The organism is Mycetocola sp. BIGb0189 (assembly GCF_024810155.1).
Lineage (GTDB): Bacteria > Actinomycetota > Actinomycetes > Actinomycetales > Microbacteriaceae > Mycetocola > Mycetocola lacteus.
In genome coordinates this window covers 114,208-140,435 of the sequence record NZ_JANUED010000003.1, presented here as the reverse complement: position 1 = coordinate 140,435, position 26,228 = coordinate 114,208, and the positions used below count along the sequence as shown (strand labels likewise).

21 protein-coding genes are annotated in these 26,228 nt (G+C 68.7%); 13 read left to right on the top strand and 8 right to left on the bottom strand.

The window, feature by feature from the left end; translation table 11 throughout:
• Positions 1 to 55 precede the first annotated feature (55 nt).
• Positions 56 to 3,418: an isoleucine--tRNA ligase gene (ileS, locus tag M2390_RS05405; RefSeq protein ID WP_259177518.1), complete on the bottom strand. Its 3,363-nt coding sequence runs from the start codon at positions 3,416 to 3,418 to the stop codon at positions 56 to 58.
• A gap of 385 nt (positions 3,419 to 3,803) precedes the next feature.
• On the opposite strand from ileS, the gene M2390_RS05400 reads away from it, so the two are divergent.
• A complete protein-coding gene (locus M2390_RS05400; protein ID WP_259177517.1) occupies positions 3,804 to 4,469 on the top strand; it encodes a M50 family metallopeptidase in 666 nt (221 codons plus the stop codon).
• A gap of 4 nt (positions 4,470 to 4,473) precedes the next feature.
• Here M2390_RS05400 and M2390_RS05395 read toward each other — a convergent pair whose 3' ends face one another.
• On the bottom strand, positions 4,474 to 6,300 hold the full coding sequence (locus M2390_RS05395) for a prolyl oligopeptidase family serine peptidase (RefSeq protein ID WP_259177516.1): 1,827 nt from the start codon (positions 6,298 to 6,300) through the stop codon (positions 4,474 to 4,476).
• A complete protein-coding gene (locus tag M2390_RS05390; RefSeq protein WP_259177515.1) occupies positions 6,297 to 7,586 on the bottom strand; it encodes a hypothetical protein in 1,290 nt (429 codons plus the stop codon). Before M2390_RS05390 ends, M2390_RS05395 begins: the two co-directional genes overlap by 4 nt.
• A gap of 104 nt (positions 7,587 to 7,690) precedes the next feature.
• Between M2390_RS05390 and amiA the strand changes: the two genes are divergently transcribed.
• The 7 genes from amiA (at position 7,691) to M2390_RS05355 (ending at position 15,922) form a co-directional block, all read left to right on the top strand.
• Positions 7,691 to 7,792: a streptamidine family RiPP gene (amiA, locus tag M2390_RS05385; protein WP_245601218.1), complete on the top strand. Its 102-nt coding sequence runs from the start codon at positions 7,691 to 7,693 to the stop codon at positions 7,790 to 7,792.
• Between the two features lie 76 nt (positions 7,793 to 7,868).
• Positions 7,869 to 8,603, top strand: a complete 735-nt coding sequence (locus tag M2390_RS05380) for a hypothetical protein (RefSeq protein WP_259177514.1) — start codon at positions 7,869 to 7,871, stop codon at positions 8,601 to 8,603.
• Complete coding sequence (locus M2390_RS05375; protein WP_259177513.1) at positions 8,603 to 9,607, top strand: CocE/NonD family hydrolase; 1,005 nt, start codon at positions 8,603 to 8,605, stop codon at positions 9,605 to 9,607. The genes M2390_RS05380 and M2390_RS05375 overlap by 1 nt, the downstream gene beginning before the upstream one ends.
• Positions 9,604 to 10,992, top strand: a complete 1,389-nt coding sequence (locus tag M2390_RS05370; RefSeq protein WP_259177512.1) for a YcaO-like family protein — start codon at positions 9,604 to 9,606, stop codon at positions 10,990 to 10,992. Before M2390_RS05375 ends, M2390_RS05370 begins: the two co-directional genes overlap by 4 nt.
• A 4-nt stretch (positions 10,993 to 10,996) precedes the next feature.
• Positions 10,997 to 12,322 (top strand): hypothetical protein, encoded by a 1,326-nt coding sequence (locus M2390_RS05365; protein WP_259177511.1) that lies wholly within the window; start codon positions 10,997 to 10,999, stop codon positions 12,320 to 12,322.
• Complete coding sequence (locus tag M2390_RS05360; protein ID WP_259177510.1) at positions 12,312 to 14,141, top strand: ATP-binding cassette domain-containing protein; 1,830 nt, start codon at positions 12,312 to 12,314, stop codon at positions 14,139 to 14,141. Before M2390_RS05365 ends, M2390_RS05360 begins: the two co-directional genes overlap by 11 nt.
• Positions 14,138 to 15,922 carry an ABC transporter ATP-binding protein gene (locus M2390_RS05355; protein WP_259177509.1) on the top strand — a complete coding sequence of 595 codons (1,785 nt, stop codon included), beginning with the start codon at positions 14,138 to 14,140 and terminating at the stop codon, positions 15,920 to 15,922. Before M2390_RS05360 ends, M2390_RS05355 begins: the two co-directional genes overlap by 4 nt.
• 60 nt (positions 15,923 to 15,982) lie before the next feature.
• Here the strand turns inward: M2390_RS05355 and M2390_RS05350 are convergent, their stop codons facing one another.
• Genes M2390_RS05350 through M2390_RS05340 form a run of 3 tightly spaced genes read right to left on the bottom strand, consistent with a single transcriptional unit; the run spans position 15,983 to position 18,872 of the window.
• A complete protein-coding gene (locus M2390_RS05350; RefSeq protein ID WP_259177508.1) occupies positions 15,983 to 16,975 on the bottom strand; it encodes an ABC transporter substrate-binding protein in 993 nt (330 codons plus the stop codon).
• Positions 16,972 to 17,775: an ABC transporter ATP-binding protein gene (locus M2390_RS05345; protein WP_259177507.1), complete on the bottom strand. Its 804-nt coding sequence runs from the start codon at positions 17,773 to 17,775 to the stop codon at positions 16,972 to 16,974. Before M2390_RS05345 ends, M2390_RS05350 begins: the two co-directional genes overlap by 4 nt.
• Entirely contained in the window at positions 17,772 to 18,872 is a 1,101-nt protein-coding gene (locus M2390_RS05340) for an iron ABC transporter permease (RefSeq protein WP_259177506.1), read from the bottom strand. The genes M2390_RS05345 and M2390_RS05340 overlap by 4 nt, the downstream gene beginning before the upstream one ends.
• Before the next feature lie 483 nt (positions 18,873 to 19,355).
• Between M2390_RS05340 and M2390_RS05335 the strand changes: the two genes are divergently transcribed.
• Positions 19,356 to 19,658 carry a hypothetical protein gene (locus M2390_RS05335; protein ID WP_259177505.1) on the top strand — a complete coding sequence of 101 codons (303 nt, stop codon included), beginning with the start codon at positions 19,356 to 19,358 and terminating at the stop codon, positions 19,656 to 19,658.
• On the opposite strand, the gene M2390_RS05330 is transcribed toward M2390_RS05335, so the two are convergent.
• Both M2390_RS05330 and M2390_RS05325 read right to left on the bottom strand, forming a co-directional pair.
• Positions 19,655 to 20,287, bottom strand: a complete 633-nt coding sequence (locus M2390_RS05330; RefSeq protein ID WP_259177504.1) for a hypothetical protein — start codon at positions 20,285 to 20,287, stop codon at positions 19,655 to 19,657. The two genes, M2390_RS05335 and M2390_RS05330, sit on opposite strands and share 4 nt — an antisense overlap.
• Entirely contained in the window at positions 20,284 to 20,901 is a 618-nt protein-coding gene (locus M2390_RS05325) for a TetR/AcrR family transcriptional regulator (RefSeq protein WP_259177503.1), read from the bottom strand. The genes M2390_RS05330 and M2390_RS05325 overlap by 4 nt, the downstream gene beginning before the upstream one ends.
• A gap of 132 nt (positions 20,902 to 21,033) precedes the next feature.
• Here M2390_RS05325 and M2390_RS05320 point away from each other — a divergent pair, with 132 nt between their 5' ends.
• The 4 genes from M2390_RS05320 to M2390_RS05305 are packed head-to-tail and all read left to right on the top strand — an operon-like array spanning position 21,034 to position 26,225.
• Entirely contained in the window at positions 21,034 to 22,653 is a 1,620-nt protein-coding gene (locus M2390_RS05320) for an ABC transporter substrate-binding protein (RefSeq protein WP_259177502.1), read from the top strand.
• The gene (locus M2390_RS05315) at positions 22,643 to 23,674 is read left to right on the top strand and encodes an ABC transporter permease (RefSeq protein ID WP_259177501.1); all 1,032 of its coding nucleotides are present in this window, start codon (positions 22,643 to 22,645) and stop codon (positions 23,672 to 23,674) included. The genes M2390_RS05320 and M2390_RS05315 overlap by 11 nt, the downstream gene beginning before the upstream one ends.
• The gene (locus M2390_RS05310) at positions 23,671 to 24,588 is read left to right on the top strand and encodes an ABC transporter permease (RefSeq protein WP_259177500.1); all 918 of its coding nucleotides are present in this window, start codon (positions 23,671 to 23,673) and stop codon (positions 24,586 to 24,588) included. The genes M2390_RS05315 and M2390_RS05310 overlap by 4 nt, the downstream gene beginning before the upstream one ends.
• A complete protein-coding gene (locus M2390_RS05305; protein WP_259177499.1) occupies positions 24,585 to 26,225 on the top strand; it encodes an ABC transporter ATP-binding protein in 1,641 nt (546 codons plus the stop codon). Before M2390_RS05310 ends, M2390_RS05305 begins: the two co-directional genes overlap by 4 nt.
• The last annotated feature ends 3 nt before the right edge of the window (positions 26,226 to 26,228 follow it).

Genomic DNA, 26,228 nt, shown 5'->3' with positions numbered 1-26,228 from the left:
CCGGGCCGCGGGGACGAACCCGGATCGCACTACTGAGTGTGAAATAAGGTGGGAATTAGATGTCGGTGGAGGCATCGAGGCGGGAAACCGCCACGATGAAGCGACCGGCGTTGGCGAACTTGCCCGCGGCGATCGACTGCGCAAACTCGGGACGCTCATCGAGCACCTCAGCCAGCCAGTCGGTGCCCTCGGCCGCCGCGAGGGCGGAACCCTCGGGCAGACCGATCAGGCCAAACTCGGTGGCGAGGGTCTCCCCGGCGATGTCCACCAGCTCGGTGGCCACGGTCACGGCCTCGGCGTCGGCGGCGTCGGCGAAGACCAGGTCCAGGCGGATCCGGTCGGACACCTCAAAGCCGGCGGCCTTGCGGGTGTCCTGCACCGCGCGGATCACGTCGCGGGCCAGGCCCTCGGCCTCCAGCTCCGGGGTGGTCACGGTGTTCAGCAGCACAAATCCGCCACCGGCCAGCAGGGCCAGCGCGTTGTCGGCCGAACCACCATCGCCCACCTCAAGGGTCAGCTCGTACTCGTGCGGCTCGAGGGCGATGCCACCGGCGGTGACCACGTCACCGTCCTGGCTCCAGTCGCCGGCGCGGGCCGCCTTGATCACGGTCTGCACCTCCTTGCCCAGGCGCGGACCCGCGGCACGGGCGTTCACGGCGAGCTTCGAGGTGATGCCGTAGCTTGCGGCGCTGTCCTCGGCGAGCTCCACGAACTCGACGGACTTGACGTTGAGCTCATCGCGCAGGGTCGACTCGAAGGCCGCGAGGCCCGCGGTGTCGGCGGCCACCACGGTGAGGGTCGCCAGCGGCAGACGCACGCGCAGACCGGCCTTCTTGCGCAGGGCCAGCGAGGTCGAGGCGATCTGACGGACCTGGTCCATCGCGGCCACCAGCGCGTCATCGGCGGGCAGCTCATCGGCGCTCGGGTAGTCGGTCAGGTGCACCGAACGGCCACCGGTCAGACCCTTCCAGATCTGCTCGGTCACCAGCGGCAGGAACGGCGCGGCCACCCGGGTGAGGGTTTCCAGCACGGTGTAGAGGGTGTCAAACGCCTCGCTGCCGTTACCGTCCGCGTCCACGCCCGCCCAGAACCGGTCGCGCGAGCGACGCACGTACCAGTTGGTGAGCACGTCGGCGAAGTCACGCAGAGCGGCCGCGGCCAACGGGGTGTCGAAGTGCTCCAGGTGATCGGTGACCTCGATGACCAGCTGACGGGTCTTGGCCAGGATGTAGCGGTCCAGCACGTCGGTCGAGTCGGTGCGGCGCTTGGCGTCGTAGCCGCCCTCGGTGGCGAGGTTGGCGTACATCGAGAAGAAGTACCAGGAGTTCCACATCGGCAGCAGGACCGAGCGCACACCCTCGCGGATGCCCTCCTCGGTGACTACCAGGTTGCCGCCGCGGATGACCGAGCTGGAGAGCAGGAACCAGCGCATCGCATCGGATCCGTCGCGGTCAAAGACCTCGTTCACATCCGGGTAGTTACGCAGCGACTTGCTCATCTTCTGGCCGTCGTTACCCAGCACGATGCCGTGGCTGATGACGTTCTTGAACGCCGGACGGTCAAACAGTGCGGTGGACAGGGTGTGCAGCATGTAGAACCAGCCGCGGGTCTGCCCGATGTACTCGACGATGAAGTCGGCCGGGTTGTGGCTCTCGAACCACTCCTGGTTCTCGAACGGGTAGTGCACCTGGGCGAAGGGCATCGAGCCCGAGTCGAACCAGACATCCAGCACATCGGTGATCCGGCGCATGGTGGACTGGCCGGTGGGGTCGTCCGGGTTCGGACGGGTCAGCTCGTCGATGTAGGGGCGGTGCAGGTCGGTCGGACGCACACCGAAGTCGGCCTCAAGCTCATCCAGCGATCCGTAAACATCGATGCGCGGGTAGTCGGGGTTGTCGCTCTTCCACACCGGGATCGGCGAACCCCAGTAGCGGTTGCGGCTGATCGACCAGTCGCGGGCACCGGCCACCCACTTACCAAACTGGCCATCCTTGACGTTCTCCGGAACCCAGTTGATCTCCTGGTTGAGCTCGCCCATGCGACCCTTGAACTCGGGAACCTTGACAAACCAGCTCGACACGGCCTTGTAGATCAGCGGGTTACGGCAGCGCCAGCAGTGCGGGTAGGAGTGCACGTAGCTGGCCTGACGCAGCAGGCGTCCCTTCTCCTTGAGCAGGTTGGTCAGCGGCTTATTGGCCTCGAACCACAGCTCGCCGGCCACGTCGGTCACCTCGGGGAGGAAGCGTCCACCCTCGTCCACCGAGAGCACCACGGGGATGCCGGCGGCCTGACAGATGCGCTGGTCGTCCTCACCGTAGGCCGGGGCCTGGTGGACGATACCGGTACCGTCGGTGGTGCTGACGTAGTCGTCGGAGAGGATCTGCCAGGCGTTGGACATATCCAGGTCCTCGGTGGACTGGTAGTAGTCAAACACCGGGGTGTAGCGGGTGCCCACCAGCTCTTCGCCAACCAGGGTGCGGGTGATCGCGGCGGTGGCCGCGGCGGCATCCTCGTACCCCAGGTCCTTGGCGTAGCTGCCGACCAGGTCGGCGGCCAGTAGGTACTGCGAAGCGGCGTCGCCACCGTCGTGGGCACCGTTCGGGCCCGCGGGCAGCACGGCGTAGCTGATGGCCGGGCCCACAACCAGGGCAACGTTGGTGGGCAGGGTCCACGGGGTCGTGGTCCAGGCCAGGGCCTTCACACCGGTGAGCTCCAGGGCGTCGGCGCGTTCGCCGGCGAAGGGGAAGGTCACGGTGACGGTCTGGTCCTGACGGTCCTTATAGACGTCGTCATCCATCCGCAGCTCGTGGTTGGACAGCGGGGTCTGGTCGCGCCAGCAGTACGGCAGCACCCGGTAGCCCTCATAGGCGAGGTCCTTGGAGTGCAGCTGCTTGAACGCCCAGATGACGCTCTCCATGAAGTCGATGTCGAGGGTCTTATAGTCGTTTTCGAAGTCGACCCAGCGCGCCTGGCGGGTCACATAACGCTCCCACTCGCGGGTGTACTTCAGCACACCCTCACGCGCGGCGTTGTTGAACGCGGCCAGACCCATCTCCTCGATCTGGCTCTTATCGGTGATGCCCAGCTCACGCTCGGCTTCGAGCTCGGCGGGCAGACCGTGGGTGTCCCAACCGAAGCGGCGGTGGACCTGCTTGCCGCGCATGGTCTGGAAGCGCGGGAACAGGTCCTTGGCGTAGCCGGTCAGCAGGTGACCGTAGTGCGGGAGGCCGTTGGCGAAGGGAGGGCCGTCATAGAAGGTCCACTCGGGGGCACCCTCGCGGTTGTCAATCGAGGCCTGGAACGTCCCATCGGTACGCCAAAACTCGAGGATCTGCTCCTCGATCTCGGGGAAACGCGGCGAGGCCTGGATACCGAACGCGGCACCGGGCTGGGAGTCCTGGGACTTCGGATACGACATGTGCAACTCCTGGCAGTGAGATTTTCTCCTGCGAGGACGACATGAGCCGCGGTACCACCTCGCTTATTCGCTGATCCCCGGGCAGGGGGCGAATCGCTTCATTGGGCTGTGACGGGCCTGACCCGTTCGGTTCTACCCGCGGCCGCAGCCGCGCTCTTCCGAAAACTCCCCGGTGATGGCCGGATCGATGTTGGTATCCACAAGTGTACCGGCAAATTCGGGGTGCGGCGAGCGCTCAGGTGCGCGTAGCGCGAACGTTCAGTGAAGCTCGGGAGAATAGGGTGTTCCCCGCGCGAAAGGCACCCCCATTTCTCTGCACTCCCTCGCCCACACCCCCGCCTCCTGGGGCGACACCCTCGATGCGTTCCTCGGACGAACCGCACCGGTGACCCTGGAGCCGCTGATCCTCGGATCGATCATCCTGGCCGCGATTCTGCTGAGCGTGCCGCGGGTAACCTGGCGCTGGTTTGGGATGTTCACCACGCTGGTTCACGAGCTGGGCCACGCGTTCTCGGCCGGGCTGCTGGGTCGCCGGGTGCGCGCGATCCGGGTGGGGGCCAATCACGGCGGCTCGACGATCAGCTCGGGTGGATCCTTCACCGCGGTCATCTCGGGCTTCCTGGGCTACCCGGCGCCGGCGATCGTGGGGGCCGCACTGATCCTCACCGCGACCGCCGGCTACACCCGGGCGGCGATCCTTGGCGGCGCGATCCTGGTGGTACTCTCGCTGATCTTCCTGCGCGGGTGGGGCGCGATCCTGATCGCCCTGGCCACCCTCGCCGGCGGCGCGGCGCTGTGGTTTTACGCCGATTCGGTGATGCAGACCTATGCGCTGATCACCGTGGGCCTGGCCCTGCTGGTGGGATCGCTTCGAGGCCTCGGGAACGTATTTGCCGCGCACGGCCGAAAGCACCGCAACCTGGAATCCTCGGATGCCTTTATCCTCGCCCGGCAGACCCACATCCCCTCGGTCTTCTGGCTGCTGGGTTTCAGCGTGGCGATTGCCGCCTGTGTGTGGGCCAGCGTGGTGGCGCTGATCGGGACGGTTTAGCCCCCTACGTCGCGGACACCCCCATCCACGGGGTTGTCCCCGCGGCGAAGCCGAGCAGGGTCGCCGAAAACTCGAGCAGGGCCCCCGCCGCACGCTGGGCATGACCGTCGCCCGCCGCGGTCAGCAGCGTCACCCGCCCGCCGCGGCTGTTCAGCTCGGCGGCAAACCGCGGGGCCGCGGTGTTGTCCACGCGCTCATCCCGGCCCAGAATGCAGCACAGGATGGGCGGCACATTTTCGGCGCGTTCCCGGGCGATCGCCAGGTGCAGCGGTGAGTACTCGGCGCGCTGGGCAGGCGTCGTCTCCCCATCCACACCAAACTCGTGCAGCCACTGCGTTCCCAGGCCGTGGCGGCGCAGGTCCACGGTGTCCAGCACGGGGGCCACCGCGATGACGCGCCCGAACGCGGACGGATCAATCAGTGCCGCCGCGGCCACCACAAACCCGCCGTGGGAGGCACCCAGCGCCGTCAGATCCTCGGCGCGGGTCCATCCTCCGGCCACCAGGGCGTGGGCCACATCGATCAAATCGTGCACCGCCCGGATCTTCCGTGCCCCGCGCCCCGCCTCATGCCACTCGGGACCCAGCTCGCCGCCGCCCCGCACCTGCGCGGCCACAAACACGCCCCCGGCCTCAAGCCAGGCCGCCACGGTGGGCTCCGCCTCGGTGCGATGGTGCACCCCGAATCCTCCGTAGACCGACAGCAGGAGGGGTCGGGGGCTTCGCGGACGGTCCCCCGCCAAAAACTCGCGCCGCAGCGAAACCACCAGCGGAACCGGAACCCCATCTCGGGCGAGGACCGTCAGGTGCAGATGCGTGTTGAGCTCGTCGCCGCGACCCGCCCCCGCTGCCGACGCAGATGCCGATACCGATGCGCGGGCCAGGTCCACACACACAACCCCCGAGGGGCGCTCGGGCGATGCGCTGTGCACCCAGAGGGCCACCCCGGTCTGATCCTCGCTCACACTCAGGGCAAGGAGCCGTTCGGCCGCGGACAGCGCATGGACGGGCGTTCCTCCGAGTGACAGCACCACCGCGTTCTCCCCCTCGCGCACGGTGACCTCACCGAGGGAGGTAGCCAGCGCGACACGGCCAGCCGTGGGGACGGGCACAGGCACGGTTGCAGGCACAGGCACAAGCGATGCCGCGCTGCCGGGCTCCGACACCCAGCCACCCTCCCGAAAAATCCAGGTGGTCGGCGCGGTCCCCGGGTGCCGGGCGATGAGGCGAACGCCGCCCGAACCGCCCTCAATGCGCAGCCGCAGCCCCTCGGGGGTGTGGGCAAGTTCCGCGGGCAGACCCAACGGACGCGCATCCCCGGATGCTCCCTCCACCCGCCACACCTCATGAATCGGCGGCTTGCCGGTGAGGACCCACAGGACCGCCTCGTGGTGCGGCCCGGCATCGATCCACACCGGGCGCGCGTGCCACACGGGCGGAACGTCCAGGCGAACGGGTTCGGTGTCGGCGGCCAGGATCCACACCTCGGCGAGTTCCGAATCGGGGGTGCCCAGCAGCGCGGCCACCCGCCTTCCGGTGGGATCAAGCGCAAACCCACGCACCACCCGGCCCGCGGGCACCGGCAGTGCCGTGCCCGGGTCCGGAGGGGTCGGCGTGCGCCCGGGCGCACACGCGGCACCCAGTGTGGATGCGGATTCGCGGTAGAGACGGGGGAAGTCCTCCCCCCGTCCACGCCAGGTGTAGACGGCCATGCCTCGGGCAATCTGCGGCATTCCCTGCCGCGCGGTGGTGTCCCAGCGAGTGAGGGCCTCCCGGAAGTAGGCGCGCGCCCGGCGGGCGCCCTCCGCATCGAGAACGCTGGCGTCGCTCATCGCCCCACCAGATCCCCGGGTGCGGGTGCCGCAGCGTCGATCCAGGAGAGGTGTCCGCCGTCCCGCAGTGCCCCGGGTACCCGAATGGTGACCGGCGAGGCGGAGGGATTGGCCGTGTCGATCAACAGGACCTCGCCGTGTCCACCCCGGGTCAGCGCGACACGCTCATCCCGTGCGGATGCGGCGATGGCCCGGCGGTCCGCATTGTCCCAGGGCTCGACCCCGGGTCTTGGGGCCCGATCCATCGGAGCCAGGCTCCAGGTTCCGCGCAGTCCGAGGGGCACCCCCGCCGCGGGCGCGCGTTCGCCCACGGTCTGGGCCGCGAGACTCATCGCCGGATCATTCTCAACCTGCACCTCCGCCGCGTCGAGGTCGAAGACCGCCAGGTCGTCCCCCTCGGGGTGCACCCGCGCCACCGCAATCCCGGTCGCCGTGAGTGCGAATCGAAAAATCAGCCCCTTCCCCAGCGGAGCGGTGCGCGTCTGTCCGGTATCAATGGTGTGTACCCAGAGCGTGTTTTCCCAGTCGGCCCAGTCGCGGGGAGCATCGCCGCCCTGCCTGAGGACCGCGACGATGATCCGGCGGCTCGGGCAAAAGCGCAGGAAGTAGGCGCGGCCCGGTGCTTCCCAGGGGCGCACACCCCGCGCCCGAGGCACCACTCCGATCACATCACTGCACTCGAGTCCCTGGTCGGTGGCGACCCACATCTGCCCGGAAACCGGATCGTAGACATCGCCGTGACCGGTGTCACCGATCGGCAATATCTCGTCCGCGTGCAGCTCGGGACAGTGCACACCCACCCGCAGAATCTCCGCGACATCCAGCGATTCCAGTGCGCCCGGTTCGCGGTGGCGCAGCACCACGCGGGGTGGATGTACACCCCCGGTCACGATGACACCGGGCTCCCCCGCTCGGGTACGCACCCGGCGGGACCGGGGTCTCTCGGGGGCGTCCAGATCCACCACGCTCACTAGGTCACTCCACGGCTCCCAGGAGGCACCCAACCCGGTCGACACGCCGAGGAAACGACCACTCGGATCACACGCCAGATGCTCACCGGGGATCGCCACCGACACCCGTTCGCGCACCTCCCGGGCCAGAACGTCAACCACCACCAGGGCACCGCCGGCGTCGTCCACCCAGGCGCATTTTCCGCCGCCCAGCGGCAGGATTCCGGCATGTTCGGCCACAACCTGACCGCGCCACCAGTCCGTCAGCGAGGCCGAATCGGTGTCGATAAATCCGATCGCCTCTCCGCGCTGGTCCGCCACCACGAGTACGTCCATCTGGGCTCTCCCTCGAAACTGTTATTGATAATGATTATCATTTAATTATAGGGTGAAGTCGTTGCCGACCGGCAGCACGAAGAAACACCGACGAAAGGAACCCCATGGAAAACACCGTGGTACTGACCGAAGTTGAAGAGACCGAGCAGCTGGCCCACCTGTCTGCCAGCCATTCGAACGCACTCGTCGAGAACCCGTTCGACTAGTCGGTCACAGTCCCCGCGGGGCGGATCCTCGGATTCGCCTCGCGGGGTGCCCGCCCACCATCAGGCAAGGACACCCGTGAACACCACACCCGAGCTCTTCACCCGCGATGGACACACGGTCGTCCGGGCATCCGACGGCACCTTCCTCCGGGTCACCGCGAGCAAAACCGCGGCCTCCGCGGCGGACCTGCACCGACAGGTTGGGGAACGCCTGGCGGCGCGCGCCGCACAACACGCGGCCCCGATTCCCGGACGCGAGGGCATCACCATCGCCGGTGATCCCGCCGATCTGGCCGCACTCGCGCCGGCCCTTCTCGGCCTCGACGCGACACCCCGCTCCCCCACCTCACCCGATCGCGCCCTCATCGTGCAGGTTGTCGCCGACCGCACCCAGCACCGCGAGCTGGACCATCTGGCAGCCTCGGGTACCGGGGTTTTACGCTGCTACCGCGAGGGCGATCTGGTGTTGATCGACCCCCTGATGCTTGGGCCCGAAGATCCCACCGGCTCTCAGGTTCTGCGTCGCCGCATCGCCGCCTCCCCGGCCGCCGCGGACCTCAACGCCTGGCTCGACACGGCCGGAGAGCACAGGCCTGGTCTGGATGACCTCGATCCGGTCGCGCTCGACATGGCCGGGGCCCGGCTGCGCCAGATCATCGCCGCCTGGCAGCACAACACGGCCGAGCTGCCCCGGCTGCGCCGCATACTCTGGATGCTGGACTGCGCGACCCTCGCCGCCTCCGAGCACCCGGTCCTGGCGTTTCCCGAGCCCGCCGCGAGGCCGCAACCCCGTTCCCAATCCCGGCCGTGATGACCGAGCCACGCACACTCGGGATCGCCGTCGATCCGCTCATCCACCTCGCCACCGACCTGTATGAACCCGCGCCGGGCCGCCCCCGCGGCACCGTCCTGATCCGCACGCCCTACGCTCGTGTCGCCCAGCGAGAGCACGCACTCTCCTGGGTGCGCCGCGGTTTTCGGGTCGCGGTTCAGGACGTGCGTGGACGATACGGGTCCCCGGGCAGCTGGCACCCCTATCACCATGAGGGTACGGACGGTGGACGCACGGTGGTCGAAATGGAACGACTCGGACTCATCGAGGGAGAGGTCCTCCTGGTAGGCGCCTCCTACGATGCCCACTGCGCCCTGGAAGCCGCCCACTGGCTCGACACCCGTCCCGCACGGGTTCCCACGGTCCGCGCGGTGATCGCGATGGTGCCCGCCCTGGGTCTCTGGGAAACCGCGCATGATCCAGACGGCACACCGCGCCTGCGTGACCGCATCGGATGGTGGCACCAACACGGGTTCGCCCGCACCTCCCGCACTCCCCTGAGCCCCGCCGAGCTGGATCGGCGGGTTGAGCGGGCTCGGCACCACGGCGTTGCCGGCGTGGTCTCCCCCTCCGAATACGGAGCGGAGGCGCCGGCCCTCTGGCAGCGACTCTGGGAGGCCCGGCCCCTCGATCTCGCGGCGCGCTATGGCTCCTGTACCACCACACTGCTGGTCATCGGCGGAGACACCGACTTTTTCACTCGGGAGGCACACCTCCTTGCCCGCGCTTGGGCGGGAGGGCGCACCGGTTATCTCACCGGTCCCTGGGGGCACGGCCTCACCGCGGACCTCGCCCCCGAGACCGCCCGCGTGCTGCGCGCTCACGGGGGTCTGATGGCACGCATCGAACACGTCCTCGGCGACGCCGCGATGCTCCCGTCCGCCCACCGCTTCACCGGGGATCCCGATACTCCGTGGGTCACCGATGCGCGCGCCCCCTCCACCGATCCAACGATGCCCACCCCCTGGAAGGACTCCCGATGACCACCGCCGACGCCCTCAACCTGCTCCCCCTACACACCCTGGTGGACGAGCACACGGGCATCATTCGCCGGGTCCGCTCGGTGCTCACCCCGGAAAACGCGCCGCCCGCCTACACCTCGATGACCGCCGAGGTGTCCGATGCCCGCTGGCTCGGCGACTGGCCGGCCGACCGCGTCTCGCTGGGCACCACGTTTGGTGATCCCCGACAGGCCTGGATTGCCGCGGTCGCCGAGGGCATGGAGCGATACTGCGGCAACTTCATCCCGCGGGAGGTCCCCGACGCAGAGCACCTGATCGGCACCGCGAGCGAGCTGCGAGCCGCGGGCCACCGAATCGTTGAGCTCGGTGCGCTGCCTCGGTTTGCCGCCTGGCAGCTGGAATCCCCCGATTTTCCGTATCGCAACCTCGACGAGCACACCGAAACCCTCTGGATGCGCTGCACCCGTTACCCCGACGGGGAGGACGTGTGGCTTCCGGCCAGCCTGGTCTCGCTCAACTGGCGGCAGCGACGCTTTGCCCACCTGCCGCGCATCCATCACCTCAACTATGCGGGCATCGCCACCGGGCAGGGATATGCCGACGCCCGCGATCGTGCACTGCTGGAAACCATCGAACGCGACGCCCTGGAGGTGTGGTGGCACCTGGATGGTCAGGCCCGGGGCATTCGTCCCGAGTCGGTTCCCGGGCTCACCGAGGCGATGGCCGGCAGTCACCTGAGGTACTGGATCGTCGAGCTGCCCAGCGAGTTCGCTCCGGTCATGGCAGCCCTGGTCTTCGATCCCGAAACCGGGCTGTATGCCGCCGGGTTCTCCTGCAAGACCGATCCGGCCGAGGCCGCCCGTAAGGCCGTCCTGGAGGCCGTGCATACGTGGGTCTATACGCAGGGCATCACCGAGGCGGATGGCTGGGTCTTCCAGGCGGTCGAGGCCGGGCTGATGGCGCGCGGACTCTACCTGGATCATCGGGAGGATCGGCGCTACCTGAGTGACACCGGGACCCACTTTTCCCGGGTGCGTGACCTCGGTGCCCACGTCCAGGTGTGGCTGGATCCCGAGGTTCACCCGCTCGCGCGGCGCTTCCAGGAGCCCGCCCTCGGGCTGGTTGATATCGCGGACATCCCGGCGACCGTCCCCGCCGACGTGTATCGCCGACTGATTGATGCCGGCCACCAGATCTTTACGCGCGATCTGACCACCTCGGACGTCGCGACAACCGGACTCAGCGTGGTTCGGGTGGTGGTTGAGGGCCTGGTGCCCAACGCCCCGGCGGCCTTTGCCTATCTGGGCTGCCCGCGGTTCGCCGAGGCCGCCCTTGCTCGCGGCTGGCGCACCCGCATCCCCACCCAGCCCGAGGACTTCACCCTCGTGCCGCCACCCCACATGTAGGACCATGACCCCCTTCCAGCTCCCCCCACCCGCCGACCATGCCCGGCAGCTCTTCGCCGAGGCCTGGTCCTCGCGCGTGCCCGCGGACACGATTCATCCGGGCCCGCGTCAGAACCACTGGGATCGGGGCGAGCGGGTCGCGCCCAGGCCTCTGGCGGAGGTCCCGATCGCGGCGATTCTGCACGAGCTGTGGCGTCCGCGCGGTTTCCATCCGGACTCGCTCACCCGGGAGCCCACGGGCACCGCACGGCGGGCTATTCCATCCGCCGGCGGATGCTATCCGGTCCAGGTGCACCTGGTAGCCGGCGACGGATGCGATCTTTCCCCCGGAACGTTTGCGCTCGATCCGCAGGATGCCACTCTCGTGCGCCGCGCGGGGATGGTTCAGCCCGGCCGCACACCCCGCGGTGCCCTGGTGGTGCTCGGTGTCCTCCCTCAGCGCACCCGCGGAAAGTACCATCACCGCACCCCGCCGCTGCTCATCGCCGATACCGCCTATGCCCTGTCCGGCATCATCCACCGGGCGGCGGCATACGGACTGGAGTGCGAGCGGATTTCCGCGGCCCCCGGCGAGCTGGCACGGGTGCTGGGGCTACCGACCTACGCGCGCTGGCAGGAGGTCTGGCCGGGCACCGGGCCCGAGCTCCTGCTGACCGCGCTGTGGATCGGCCACCCGAACCGGCGAGCGCGCGCAGCCGCGGAGCGTCTCGGGCGGGCCGATGCCTCGGTGATCCTTGAGGAAATGGCAGCCGAAACCGGTCGCCCCCGGGCCGACGCCGGTCCCCGCCCACTCCCCGAACGCGAGTCGCACACCGACCCGGAGACCGTGGCCTGGGTGGACACCCTCGACCGGGATTTCCTGGGGTCGGTTTCCGCACCTTCCCCCGTTCATCCCCTGGCCTCGGACGCACTCGCGCGGCGACGCAGCCTTCCGCTGCACGCCCCCGAGGCGCCAGATGCCGCGCAGGTCGCGACCGAACGCGTCCTCACCGCCCTCGCGAGTATCCAGCCGCCACCCGACTGCCGGATCGAGGTGATCGGCACCGACGGGCTCGCCGATCCCTCGCTCGCTGCTTCGTGCGCCGGGCAGCACTGGATCCGTTCGCTCCACGGCCTGGTGCGCTTTCACACCGACCGGTCACCCACTCCGGCCACCGTGTGGTGGGCATCCACCAGCGCGGCCACCATCCTCTATTCCTGCCTGGGCGCAGGTCTCCCCCTGGGGTTTCGTCCCATCGGGAGCTGGCACGCCCATCCCGGCACCCCGCTGACCCTGCACGGCCTGGGATTTCGCTCCGAACAATCGAAGGGAGCACACGGTGCTCACTAATCGGCGTCTCTGGGCGCTCACCCGCCCGCACCACGCCCTGCGAAACACACTCACCCTGGTGGTGTGCGCGGGGACCGCGACCTACTGGGCGCAGGCCTGGTTTCTCGCCGCCGCACTCTCGGGCCTCCTGCCCGGCCAGCCCCAAAATGTCGGTCGGGTGATGCTCAGCCTGGCCGCCGTGCTGGCCTGCGGACTCGCCCGGACGCTGCTCACCCAGGTTCAGGTCCGGGTGGCCAGCACGCTGGGCGGCCGGGTGCGGGAGGATGTTCGACGATCACTCACCCGGGCGCTGCTGCATCCCCGGCGGCTGCGCGACGCGTCCGAGCGCGCGGGTACCCGCAGGCTCGCCCTCGGCGAGGGCACCGATGGGGTCGAGCCCTATGTGATCGCGTATATTCCCGCCGCCCTGCAGCTTCAGATCCTGTGCCCGATCCTGCTGATCGTGATCGCGATCATCAATCCGCTTCTCGCCGCCGCCCTGGCCGCAGCGCTCCTCATCGCCGTGGGTGCACCCCGGCTGTGGAGCCGCCTGCTCACCCGGCGCGGAAGTGCCCACTGGGACACCTATGAGGCGCTCAGTGCCGACTTTGCCGAGGGGCTCCAGGGCATGCGCACCCTGAAGATCCTGGATGCCGTGCCGCGGTTTCGTGTGCGCCTGAACGACCGGTCCGATGCGCTCCACCGGGCAACGGTTCGCACGATGCGGGTTTCCCTAGCGGATACGGCACTCGCCGACCTCGGCATCCAGGCGGGCCTGCTCGCCGCCGCCGCGCTGACCACCCTGAGCGCGCTGGGTGTCCTGCCCTCGGGGCTGCTGGGCGGGACTCCGGCCCTCAGCCTGTTCACGCTGATGCTCGCCTCGGAACTGTTCCGACCCGTGCGGGACCTGGCTCGGCACTGGCACGCCGGGTACCTGGGGATGTCGGCGCTGGGCAGCATCGATGCCGCCATCGGAGACACCGACACACCGGCCGAATCCGCGGCATCCGATACGCGGCCCGGTGCCCCGGACGGCGGGACGCACCGGGACCGGGAGGAGCGCCGTAAGGGCGAACCACACCAACCAGACGAGCAGTCTCGAGATCACGAACCGCATCCGTCTCGCGGCGGCGTGCTCCGACTCGATCGGCTCGGTTTTGCCTACGCCCCGGACTCACCCCCGGTACTCAACGAGGTCACCACCACGATTACCCGCGGCGGCATCACCGCGCTGGCCGGCCCCTCCGGCACGGGCAAGAGCACGCTCTTTGATGTGCTGCTGGGATTTCTGCCGGCATCGGGCGAGTGCCGCCTCGATGGTCGGCCCCTGCGGCCCGAGGATATCAGCGTGGTCTCCCAGCACGCCTACCTGTTCCCCGGCACCATCCGCGCCAACCTGAGCGCGGTGGCCCCGGATGCCTCGGATGCGGACATGCTCGCGGTGATGCACCGAGCCGGGCTCGGCCGTGAACTCACATCCTGGCCGCTGGGGCTTGATACCCGGGTGTCCGAGTCCGGGCGGTCCCTGTCGGGCGGGCAGATCCAGCGCCTGAGTGTGGCCCGCGGCCTCCTCGCCAACCGCGCGATCCTGCTGCTTGATGAGCCCACCTCGGCACTGAACCCCGAGCTGGCCGCACACCTGCTGGCAACCCTGCGTGAGGAGGCCCGCAGCAGAATCGTGATCATGATCGCGCACCGGGCCGAGGCGCTCGCGGCCGCCGATACCGTCCTCACGCTGCGCGCGGGGACCCTGCACCGGGCCTCAACCCCAGCCGCAGCGCCCACATCCACATCCACACCTACGTCCACACCCATCCCGACTGTCACGGAGACTCGATGAGTACCACGCCGCCCCGCACCGATCCGCTCTGGGCGCTCATCCCCGCCCTCTCCGCCCACCGCGGCGCCCTGATCTGGACTGGCCTGGTGGGCCTGGCCAACAACCTCGCGCTGGTGTTCCTCGCGGTGGCCGGCTCGTACACGGTCACGCTCGCCCTGGTGGAGCATCGCCTGGCCGAACCCGGCTGGTGGATCACCGCGGCGAGCGCGGTCCTGCTGCGCGCGGTCCTCACCTGGCACGAGATGGATATCTCCCACTCGATCGCCTATCGGGTACTGGCGGCGCTTCGGATGGCACTGTTTGACGGTTTCGCCCGCGGCGTCCCCTCCCGCTCACCCGATCAGCACACGGGCCGCCTGGCCGCGACCGCGATGGGCGAAACCGAAAAACTTGAGTTCTTTTACGCGCACACGCTCACCCAGCTGGCCGGAGCCGCGGTCCTCCTCATCGGGGCGCTGCTCGCGCTGGGTGGCCTGGGCCCGACGCTGGCGGTGGGATTTGCGCTGGGATGCGCGGCGCTTGTGGCGTTCAGCCTCCCGCTGCTGCGCAAGAATGCGCGACTCGGCGAGCGCATCCAGCGGGCGAAGTCGGATCAGTCGGCCCTCGTTGTGGATGTCCTCTCGGGCACCCGCGAAATCCTGAGCTTCGATCTGCGGGACCGTGTGGGTGAGCAGCTCTCCGCCTCCACGCGGCGAATCGTCGAGTTGGAGCGGCGTCTGCGGGTGCGTGAGAGCGCCGCGGCGAGTATTCGAGAGCTCTGCACACTGGCAATTTTGATTGTGGTGTTTGTGCTGGCCTGGAATCAGCCGGGGCTTGAGCGGGTGTGGATTCCCGCGGTCATCGCCGGCACCCTCACCGTGCTGGCGCCGCTCACCGAGGCGGTCGCGGTCCTCACCCAGTTGCAGCCGCACCGTGCCAGCGCGGCCACGGTTGTTGCGGGAATCTCCCTGCCCACAGAGGGGCCTGTCGAGAGGGCCATCGAGGGGTCCGCCGAGCGATCCACCGAGCGACCCATCGTGGAGTCCTCCGAGCGGCCCGCCGAGTATCCCTCGCCTGGGTCCACGCGCCGAGGATCCTCGATGCGGATGCCCGCGGGCCCGCTCGGGCTCGAACTCAACGCGGTCGAGTTTTCCTACGCCCCGGATGCCCCCGCCCTGGCTCCCACCTGGCTCACCATCGCCGCCGGTGAGCACATCGGCATCGCCGGGCGATCCGGGTCGGGCAAAACCACGCTGGCTCGTCTGCTCGCTCGGCTCTGGGAGCCGGATCGGGGCAGCATTCATCTGACCGCCGAAACCGGAGCACACTACGATCTGCGCGACCTGGATCTGTCCGGCTACCGGAGCCACGTCGGCCTGGTGGAGCAGGACGCCACGATCTTCCACGGCTCCCTGTGGGACAACCTGCGCCTGGCCGATCCAACCCTGACGGAGGACACCGCACTCCACACCCTGCCCCGGGCCGGACTCACCCTGGACCCCGGCCGCTGGCCCGCCGGGGTCCACACCGAGCTGGGCGAGGCGGGATCGGGCATCTCCGGCGGCGAGCGCGCCCGCATCGCACTCGCCCGCGCCCTGGTCCGGCGGCCGCGAATCCTGATCCTGGACGAAACCACCGCATCCCTGGACGCGCGCTCCGAATCGAGTCTGCTGGATGCGTTGGAGGCGCTGCGCGGGGAGACCACCGTGATCACCATCTCGCACCGTCCCTCAACCCTCGCCCGCTGCGACCGGGTGGTGCAGCTCCCCGCACTGCACCGCGAACCCGGGCCGAGGGGCTAACCACAACAAAGGGGCCCTGGCCGATCGGATTCGATCGGCCAGGGCCCCTCTGTTGTGCGACTAGGACGCGTGCAGCCCCTGCGCGATCTGCTGCACCGCACGAATGTTGCCCCAGGTTCCGGGCATCACATCGTCGGAGGCGATCGCGATCAGGCGGTCATTGGCAACCGCCGCCACCTGGGGGAACGTGGCCCGCAGGTAGTCCCGGGTGGCCTGCTCGTGGGCGGCATCCAGGGTGGTAAACACGATGGCCTCGGGGTTTTTGGCGATCAGCGTCTCGGGTGAGATGACCGCCGAGAAGAAGCTGGCAAACGCCGGATCCTCGGGGCTAAACACGTTGTCACCGCCGGCGAGCTGGATCATGTTGTACTCGATCCCCGCGCCGATCGCCGAGATGCTGGTGCCCTCCACAAAGAGTTCGGCCACACTGGGTTTGGGCTGCTGGGCGGTGCGGGCGGCAACCTCGTCCAGCGCCGCCTGTGCCTCGTTTGCCACCGTGGCGGCGCGCTCCGGCACCCCGAAGATCTGGCCCAGGTTGGTGATGTCCTCCAGGAGGTCACTCACCTCGGCCACGCTGCGGCGATCCGAACATCCGGCCGTGGCCACGTACGCATTCGCACCCGCGGCCTTTAGCTGCGCAATGTCCGCAAAGCCCTGCTCGGCGGTGAATTCATAGGTGGTCGGCGCGTAGACAAAGTCCGGCGATACCCCCAGCAGGACCTCGCGGGAGGGTGGCATCTGGTCGCTCAGCTGGCTCACCGTGCCGTCCTGGGCGAGTTCGGGGGCGAGCGGCTGGCCGTGGGTTTGAGCCTCGGCGACCACGCGGTCCGCCAGGCCCAGCTTGATCAGCATCTCCGACTGGGCCGGGCTCATGGCCACCGCACGCTCGGGGGCACGATCCACGCTGAGGGTGCGGCCGCAGTTGGTGAGGGTGACCGCGGAGGCCGACCCACTCGCGCCGGTATCGGGGGTCGACACGGCCTGGCCACAGCCGCTGAGGAGGAATCCGCCCAGGAGCAGTCCGGCCAGCGGAAGGAGGGTTTTTGTTGTCATACGGGTATCACTTTCACTTGGGTGGGATGGGAGGGTGCGGGAGCCAGGGCGATCAGGGTCCGACCGGTGATCGGATGGGTGATGCGCCGCGAGTCCACCCCAAAGACTGCGCGAATGCTCCGCGGGGTGAGAATGTCGTGGGGGTCGCCGATGCCCTGCAGTTCTCCCGCGCGCATGAGCGCCACGTGGGTGCAGAACTCGCTGGCCAGGTTCATATCGTGCAGGGCCGTGATGACCGTGAGTCCGCGGCTCGTAGCCAGGGACATCAGCTCGAATTGGAACGAGATGTCGAGGTGGTTGGTGGGTTCGTCGAGGATTAGGATCGGGGCGTCCTGAACGAGGGCCCGCGCGAGCAGGACCCGCTGCTTCTCCCCACCCGAGAGCACGGTGAAGGGACGCTCGGCCAGGTGGGTGGCGCCCACATCGCTCAGCGCCTGATCAACCAGGTCGAGGTCGCGCTCGGAGTCTCCGCCAAAGCCACGCTGATGCGGGACCCGTCCCAGCATCGCCATGTCACGTACCGAGATGGGGAACTCCTGGATGGATTCCTGCGCCATGACGGCCACGCGCCGGGCGACATCCCGCGCGGACATGGTCTGCACATCCGATCCATCCACCAGCACCCGCCCGGATGCGGGACGCTGGGCACGATAGGCGGTGCGCAGCAGCGTGGACTTTCCACAACCGTTGGGCCCCAGGATGCCCAGCACGCTCCCGGCGGGCACACTCAGACTGACCTCGGTGACCAGGCGACGACCGCCCAACTCCACGCTGACCGACTGAAACTCCACGCCCGTCATCGGGTCCCACCCATCCGAGCACCCGAGGTGCGCATGATCCAGAGGAAGAAGGGAGCACCCACCACCGAGGTCAGGATTCCCAACGGAATCTCGGCGGGCTGGGCGACGCTGCGGGCAAGCAGGTCGGTGAGCATCAGGAAGAAGGCTCCGCCCAGCATGACCAGCGGGATCATCCGGCGATGATCCGCCCCCACGATCATCCTGATTACGTGTGGCACCACGAGCCCCACAAATCCGATGCCGCCGCAGACGGCAACCGTGGTCGCGGTGAGCAGGGCGGTGGCGAGGAGGAGGGTGCGACGCAGCGCGGGCACGTTGACCCCGAGCGCGGTGGCGGTCTCATCCCCGGCGAGCATCGCGTTGAGTGCACGCGAGCGCAGCAGCGCGTAGGTTCCCACCAGCACGAGGGCGCCGGCCGGCAGCAGGAGCTGGCCGTATGTGGCCGCCGAGACGCTGCCCAGGAGGAAAAACAGGACGCTGTAGACGTTTTGAGCCGAGGTGGTCAGGGTCAGAAAATTGGTGATCGCGGCGAGCAGGGACCCCAGGGCAACCCCGGCAAGAATCAGGCGCGAGGGGGCGATAATCCCGCCCTGACGTGCCAACACGTACACCAGGAAGGTGGCCCCGATCGCCCCAACAAAGGCGGCGGCGTTGAGACTCAACCCGGCCACCGCCGTGGATCCGGCCACGATCGCCAGGACGGCGCCCACCCCGGCGCCGGCAGACACCCCGAGGATGTAGGGCTCGGCCAGCGGGTTGCGTACGTTCGTTTGGAGCAGGGCTCCGGCCAGCGCCAGGCTCGCCCCGGCAATGCCCGCCAGCAGGGTGCGCGGGAGTCGGAACATCCACACGGCCTGGTCCTGGGCACCGGTCAGGCTGCCATCACTCATCCAGGGCATCCCGGGCAGCAGGTGTCCCAGGATAATGCGCGCGGCCTCAAGCGGCGTCGTGCCCAGCGGACCGGTGGCGGCGGAGGTGAGGAGCACCACAAGAATCGCGACGCTCAGCAGGAGCACCCAGACCCCGGTCCGAGAGCGCGCGGGGCGACGCGGCGAGGGGGCGGATGGGAGGGTGGCTGCACGGCTGTTGTCGGTCACACATCACAGCGTAGCTTAATGAGAGCGATTCTCATTAACGGTGTGATGAAATCCCCGCGCCGCGAGTGCCACGACACCCTTCCGGGTACACCGCGGACTCCCAGCCAAACGCGTATGGAAGGTGGGAGGATCGTAGCGCCTCAATCCAGGACTCGGATTTCCCTCCACGGCGTTACACACCGCCCCCGAATCTCGGCCCCACACACCTCCCCGTCATCGCAACCGGCGAATCCGAAACGTCGGGGATGGACCACCGTCCCTCAAGACATCCGAACGCGGTCATCAACCGGCATTAGAAGGAGCATCTTGAGAGTCAAAATTCGCTTTGCCTGGGCCGCATTACTGACGTTGCTCCCGCTCATCGCACTCCTCCGATCCGCAGGCAGCCAGCCCGTCATCGAGCGACCAGTCGCCACACACTGGACCCTTGCCGGGATACCGGATGGATACCAAGATCAGAGTGAAATCTTCTGGGGTGCCCTAGTGCCCACGATATTCTGCACCATCATCGCGGTGACCCTCGTCATTACCCTCGACCAGAGTGTGGGTCGCTGGTCTGCCGCCAGCGCGTTTGGAACGCTTGCGCTGGTCGGTGCCGCGGCAGTGCAGCTACGCAGCGCTATCCTCACCACGGCGATGCAACCCGAACTCGGCGATCGCCTCGGATCGCCATTCCTCACGCTCCTCTGGGCGGTGCCCTGGGGGCTGATCGCCTTTTGGATTGCATGCGCTCGGCGGCCGGTCATCACGGCCGATCCGGCGACCACGCCGGAACCCGCGGACTAGTGCCCGCCCTCGCCATCCTCGTCATGGTCGTGATCGGGGTCCTCGGGCTCGCCGCAGGCGTGGCCCAGCATACGGAAACCGTGCAGGGCCTCGCTGGTCTCGGTCTGGCCGAAGGCGTTGGTGCGGGTGATCGTATAGTCCACCTCGGTGCCGAAGGGGTGCGAGGTGAAGGACTGCCCGGGTTCGCCGATGAAGGTGCAGGATCCGGCGTCACTCGCATCCCCGGCCCCCTGGAACGAGTCCCATCCAAGCTGCGCGGTCACCCAGGCGGCGTCCTGGCCGAGTGCCGTCTGCACCCGCAGTCGGCGGTCCTCGGGAATCGGAATCTTGGTGCACTGCTGACCGTCGGCCGCACCTTTGCATACCTCACCATTGGTTGCGGTGCACTCGGTCTGCCCCGCCTGGATTTCGCATCCGGCAAGCACATAGGAGGCGTCGGCGTGGGCATTATTCTGCTGGACAATTCGCAGGGTCGCGGTGCTTCCCGCGCCCTGACCCAGCGCAAAGAGGACACCCCCGGCGGCGAGGACCAGGACCGCGAGCACACTCAGGGTGATGATCAGACCGCGACGGCGACGCTTCGGCGGTTCGATGGGGGTATAGACGGGTGCGGGCCAGGCCTCGGTCATCGGGTCCCCTTCGCGAGATCGGTGAATCCGGCCAGGGCCGGGTGCAGGGCATCGGCCACGTAGATTTCCAGGCGTTCGCGGCGCACACCCGCGGCAATCCAGGCGGCCACGCCGGCGGCAATCGCCCCGGCCGCAACCGATCCGATGGTGCGGGCGACAAACTCGGTTTCCTCGGGGGCCACAAACGCCTGGATCGCCTCGGCGAGCGCCAGCAGGCGTGCCGGGGCCGACGCCTCCAAATCCGCCCGGGTCCCCATCAGTTCGGCCTGACTAAAGGCCCAGGGGACGCGGGCGGCCGGATGTTCGGCGGCCACCGCAAGAATGAGTGCGGAAAGCCGCTCCAGCCGGGTCCCCTCCTCCTCGGAGGTGGGCGACCCGAGCGCGGTAACCAGTGCGGTGATGGACTGATCCAGGTCAATCCACAGCAGATCCGACTTGGCCCCGAAGTAGTTAAAGAACGTGTTTCGGCTCACACCGGCCCGCTGGGTGATCTGCTCGATCGAGGTGGCCGGATACCCCTGCTCCAGAAACAACTCTGCCGCGGCATCCTCAAGCATCTGACGGGAGGACCGGCGCGGGCGGCCCACACGGGCGGCGGGAGGAACTTCGGTCACCGGGGGTGTCCTTTCATCAGATTTTCCCCCAGCCTAGCGGGCGTCCGACACACGTTTTACATCCACGCCGCACTCGCGCTAGGCTGGGTTCTTGCACCCGATCCAAAAACCCGGATCGGCAGGAAGGTTCCCGTGAATACCCATCGTCGCCTGCGCCGGTTCGCCGCGCCCGCGCTGCTTCTTGGTTCGGCCCTCGCGCTCTCGGCCTGCTCGGCCGTGGCCCCGACCGATCCCGTCTCCACCGACAAGACCCTGGTCTACGCCAGCGGAGACGCCGAACCCACCTGCCTGGACCCACACGTGGGTGGCAACTACCCGCAGTCGCTCCTCGCGGCCCAGTTCCTCGAGCAGCTGGTGGCCGAGAACAAGGATGGCGGATTCACACCGTGGCTGGCCAAGTCCTGGACCACCTCCCCGGACGGCCTCACCTGGACCTTCACCCTGGCCGATAACGTCAAGTTCAGCGACGGGACCCCGCTGGATGCCGCCGCCGTGGTGCGCAACATCGAGCACGTCCAGGATCCCGAGACCAAGTCCTCGACCGGATACCTGGCCCTCGCCAAGGTGGAAAAGGCCACCGCGACCGATGCCCACACGGTCACCCTGAACCTCAGCCAGCCCGACAGCGCGCTGCTGGAATCCCTCAGCCAGCCCTGGCTCGCAATCGAGTCCCCCGCCGGACTCGCCCGCAGCCAGGATGAAAACTGCCAGGCCCCGATCGGGACCGGCGCGTTTGTGGTCGACTCCTGGAAGCGCCAGGACAGCGTGACCCTCAGCCGCAACCCGCACTACACCACCGGAAAGGGCGAGCCCGCGCTGGCAAAGATCACCTGGCGCTTCATCCCCGACTCGGCAACCCGTATCGCCGCACTGCGCTCGGGGGATGTGCAGATGATCGATAATGCCCAGCCCGACACCATCGCCGCCAGCGCCGCCTCCGATGAGATCAAGCACCTCGATGCCCCGCGTCCGGGATCGGTCAACCGGATCGAGTTCAACTCCTCCCGCGGCCCGCTTGCCGACGAGCGGGTACGCGAGGCGCTGGTGCGCGGCGTGGACGTCAATGCCGGCATCAAGACCCTGTTCTTTGGGACCGCCAAGCGCTCCTACTCGCCGCTGTCCAGCGTGGAAAAGCTCGGATTCTCCGAGCCGAAGCTCTTTGACACCGACGTGCCCGCCGCGAAGAAGCTCCTGGACGAGGCGGGTTGGGTGCCCGGCGCGGATGGCATCCGCGAGAAGGATGGGCAAAAGCTCAGCCTGACCTTCCCGGTCAGCACCAACCAGTCCATCCCCGCCGAGCAGTCCCTGTTCGAGCAGATTCAGGAGCAGGCGAAGGGGCTGGGGATCGCGATCACCATCACCCCGCTGGACCTCTCCTCCTGGTACGAGGCACTGGGCAAAAACGACTACGACCTGGTGAGCGCTCCGTACACCAAGGTGGGTCCGGATGTGCTGCGCATCCTCTACGACTCCTCCGGTATCACCCCGGCTCCCAGTGGCTACTTCGCCAACCACGCGCAGGTCAACCTGCCCGCGCTGGATGATCTGCTGACCCGCGCCGCCGAGACCGGCGATCAGACCGAGCGGGCCAGCCTGTACGAGCAGGCCCAGAAGACCATCCTCGAGGGCTACTACATCCTGCCGCTCTACGACCAGCAGAACCACTTCCTCTACTCCGGCAAGCTGACCGGCGTGGGCGAGGTCAACTCGGTGGGCAACCCGCTGCTGCGCGGGGTTTCGTTTGCCGGCTAGCTCCACTCGGCCCGGCGCCGCCTCGCCCGCCCGCACCGCTTCGGTGCGGGCGGGCGCTCGTGGTTCCCGCGGGATCATCGCCGCGGTCGCGCTGCGCATCGGCGGCGCGATCCTGGTGCTGTGGGCCGCGGCCACCGCAACGTTTTTTGCGGTCCGGCTGATTCCCGGTGATCCCGCCCAGGCGTTCCTCGGCGGTCCCGGATCCCAGGCCTCCGCCGAGGCTCTGGCCCGAGTGCGCGCCGAGAACGGCTTTGATCTGCCGCTCTGGCAGCAGTATCTCGACTACCTTGGTCGCCTCCTCCGGGGCGAGCTGGGCACCTCGTACTCGCTGCATGCCCCGGTGTCCGAGGTGGTGGGGGAACAGCTCGCCGGCACCCTGGAGCTCGCGCTCTGGTCGCTGGCGATCGCCTGGATCATCGCGCTGGGCCTCGCACTATGGTCGGTGGCCGGAGGTCCGGTGGCCGCGCGCATCGCCGCCGGAATCGAGATGACCGCCGCGGTCCTCCCCCACTTTTGGCTGGGCAGCGTCCTGATCCTGCTGTTTGCGACCGGTCTGGGCTGGTTGCCCGCGATCGCCACCCCGGATGCGCGCGGGATCATCCTGCCCGCGCTGACCCTGGCAATCCCCCTGGCCGGTTTCCTCGCTCAATTGCTGCGCGAGGCCCTGCAGGATGCCGCCGCACAGCCCTTTGTCCTCACCGCGCAGGCCCGGGGAGAATCCGCCGTCTCGGTGTTTGCCCGGCACACGCTGCGGCATGCGGCCGGACCGGCCATCGGGCTGACCGGCTGGGCATTCGGATCGCTGATGAGTGGTGCCGTGGTGGTCGAGACGATCTTCGCCCGGCCGGGCCTCGGGCGCACCCTGGTGTCGGCCGTGCAGGTGCGTGATGTCACGCTGGTGATTGGGCTGACCCTGGTGGCCGCGGCCGCGTATCTGGTGGTCAGTGTGCTCTCCGATCTGGCCGAGCGCGTGCTGAACCCGGCGCTGCGCATTGGCTCCGAAGCGGAGGCTGGCGCATGAGAGAAATCACGCAGCCTGCGAGCCCCGACCGTACCCCCAACGCGCGGTCCCCACGGCCCGCCGACGGGACCCACCCTCGGCGCGCGCCCAAGCCACACAGTTTCCGCCTGCGCGCCCGCGACATCCCCCAGCTGATCGCCGCGCTGGTCCTGCTGTTCCTGGTGATCGCCGCGATCTTCCCCGCACTGTTTGCCCCCGGTGATCCGCTGGCCATCGATCCCGCCGCGGGATTCCAGCCGCCCGGCGGCGCCCATCCGTTCGGGACCGACGGGTCGGGCCGTGACCTCTATACCCGGGTGATTCACGGTGCCGGCCCCTCCCTGCTGATCGGCCTCGGCGCAACCGCGCTGGGCATCGGCCTGGCCACGGTTCTTGGGTTCCTGGCCGGTCTCGGCCCGCGCTGGCTGGACTTTGGCACCTCCCGACTGATCGAGGTGCTGCTGGCGTTCCCCGGCCTGGTGCTCGCGCTGTTGGTCATGGTGATCTCCGGGCCCGGCGCGTTTGGTGCCACCGTGGCCGTGGGACTTGCCACCGCTCCCGGCTACGCCCGCATCATTCGCGGACGGGTGCGCGAGATTGCCGGATCCGGCTACGTCGAGGCGGCCCGAGTACAGGGACGCGGGCGGGTGCGCATCCTGACCCGGCACATTCTTCCCGGCACCGCGCGCTCGCTCGCCTCCCTGGCGACCCTGGGGCTCGGTCAGGCGATCGTCTGGGTATGCGCGCTGAGCTTCCTGGGTCTCGGCGTCGCTCCCCCCGCCGCCGAGTGGGGTGCGCTGCTCAATGAGGGACGTCAGTTCATCGCGACCTTCTGGTGGCTCACGTTCTTCCCCGGCCTCTTCATCGTCCTGACCGCCGTCTCGGCGACGGTCCTGGGCCGCGGGCTCGCCCGCACCGATCGGAGCGCATCATGAGCACCCTTCCCCCCACCCCGCTGCTGGAGATGCGCGGGCTGCGCATCCGGTTTGGCACCACCGAGGTGGTCGCGGGGTTCGACCTGAGCATCGCGCCGGGTGAGTGCGTGGCGCTCGTCGGCGAATCCGGTTCGGGCAAGAGCGTGAGCGCCCGCTCGATCCTCGGCCTGGCCGGAACCGGCTCGCGGGTGGATGCCGAGGTTCTGCGCGTGGGCGACACAGACGTGCTCGGTCTCTCCGAGCGTGCCCTGCGAAGACTCCGCGGCGGCCGGGTGGGGCTCATTCCCCAGGACGCACTGGGTGCCCTGGATCCGCTGCGCCCGATCGGCCATGAGATTGATCGCACCCTTCAGCTCCACACCCGACTCGGGGCCTCCGCACGGCATGCGCGGGCGCTCGAACTGCTGCGCGCGGTGGGGATGCCCGAGCCGGAGGCGCGCATCCGGCAGCGTCCCGGCCAGCTCTCCGGCGGGCTCCGTCAGCGCGCGTTGATCGCCAGCGTCCTGGCCGGGGAACCCGAGCTGCTGATCGCCGATGAGCCCACCACCGCCCTGGATGCGCGGGTGCGTCGCGGGATCCTCGACCTGCTCGGATCGCTGCGCGATGCGGGCACCGGGCTGCTGCTGGTCAGTCACGACCTGGATGCGGTGCGCGGAATCGCCGACACGGTAGCGGTGATGTCGGAGGGGCGGATCATCGAGCGCGGTCCGGCCGCCCGGATCCTGGAACAGCCCGCCGAGGAATACACCCGGATCCTCCTGGCGGCCTCCCCCGCGAGCGTACCCCGGGGTGTGCCGCTGCTCTCCGCGCCGGCTCCTCGATCAGCCCAGGCCCCGAACGACCTCACCCGACAGGCCGTCACCGCCACCGCCACGCCGATCCTCGAGGCCCACGGCCTGTCTAAGACCTTCGACACCCGAGGATTCCGGGTTTCCGCCGTTCAGGATGCCACACTTACCCTGCTGCCGGGTGCCACGCTCGGCCTGATCGGCGAATCCGGCTCGGGCAAGAGTACCCTCGCGCGCCTGATTCTGGGGCTGGAGACCCCGGATGCGGGATCCGTCACCCTGGCGGGCAAGCCCTGGGTGCCCGCCCCCGAATCGTCCCGGCGGGCGCGACGGCACCGGATCGGCGCGATCTTCCAGGATCCGCTGGCCACTTTCGATCCCCGGCTCAGCGTCGATCAGATCCTCGCCGACGCACACTCGAACGGACAGACCCTGCGCGCCGCCGGGTGGCAGCGCGCCATCACCGACTCGCTGGATGCGGTCGGCCTGCCCCGGACACTGGCCCGGCGCGGACCGCGGGAGCTCTCCGGCGGTCAGCGACAACGGCTCTCGATCGCCCGCGCCCTGGCTCAAAACCCCGACATCCTGGTGTGTGATGAACCGGTTTCGGCACTGGATCTCACCGTGCAGGCACGTGTACTCGATCTGCTGGATGCGCTTCAGCGTGAGCGCGGGCTCTCACTGCTGTTCATCTCCCACGACCTCGACGTGGTGCGCCATGTCTCCGACACGGTTGCGGTCATGAAGGACGGGGAGATCCGTGAGTCGGGTCCCGCCGAGCGGGTGTTCGGTGATCCGCGGGACGAGTACACCCGGGCGCTCCTGGCCGATACGGCGGCGCACCGCTAGCCC

What these genes read in the sequence shown, in the direction of transcription:
- ileS (WP_259177518.1), bottom strand. Translation starts at nt 3,418, where the DNA reads ATGTCGTATCCGAAGTCCCAGGACTCCCAGCCCGGTGCCGCGTTCGGT.
- M2390_RS05370 (WP_259177512.1), top strand. Translation starts at nt 9,604, where the DNA reads ATGACCACCGCCGACGCCCTCAACCTGCTCCCCCTACACACCCTGGTG.
- M2390_RS05350 (WP_259177508.1), bottom strand. Translation starts at nt 16,975, where the DNA reads ATGACAACAAAAACCCTCCTTCCGCTGGCCGGACTGCTCCTGGGCGGA.
- M2390_RS05305 (WP_259177499.1), top strand. Translation starts at nt 24,585, where the DNA reads ATGAGCACCCTTCCCCCCACCCCGCTGCTGGAGATGCGCGGGCTGCGC.
- M2390_RS05390 (WP_259177515.1), bottom strand. Translation starts at nt 7,586, where the DNA reads ATGGACGTACTCGTGGTGGCGGACCAGCGCGGAGAGGCGATCGGATTT.
- M2390_RS05310 (WP_259177500.1), top strand. Translation starts at nt 23,671, where the DNA reads ATGAGAGAAATCACGCAGCCTGCGAGCCCCGACCGTACCCCCAACGCG.
- M2390_RS05330 (WP_259177504.1), bottom strand. Translation starts at nt 20,287, where the DNA reads ATGACCGAGGCCTGGCCCGCACCCGTCTATACCCCCATCGAACCGCCG.
- M2390_RS05365 (WP_259177511.1), top strand. Translation starts at nt 10,997, where the DNA reads ATGACCCCCTTCCAGCTCCCCCCACCCGCCGACCATGCCCGGCAGCTC.
- amiA (WP_245601218.1), top strand. Translation starts at nt 7,691, where the DNA reads ATGGAAAACACCGTGGTACTGACCGAAGTTGAAGAGACCGAGCAGCTG.
- M2390_RS05375 (WP_259177513.1), top strand. Translation starts at nt 8,603, where the DNA reads ATGACCGAGCCACGCACACTCGGGATCGCCGTCGATCCGCTCATCCAC.
- M2390_RS05355 (WP_259177509.1), top strand. Translation starts at nt 14,138, where the DNA reads ATGAGTACCACGCCGCCCCGCACCGATCCGCTCTGGGCGCTCATCCCC.
- M2390_RS05345 (WP_259177507.1), bottom strand. Translation starts at nt 17,775, where the DNA reads ATGACGGGCGTGGAGTTTCAGTCGGTCAGCGTGGAGTTGGGCGGTCGT.
- M2390_RS05395 (WP_259177516.1), bottom strand. Translation starts at nt 6,300, where the DNA reads ATGAGCGACGCCAGCGTTCTCGATGCGGAGGGCGCCCGCCGGGCGCGC.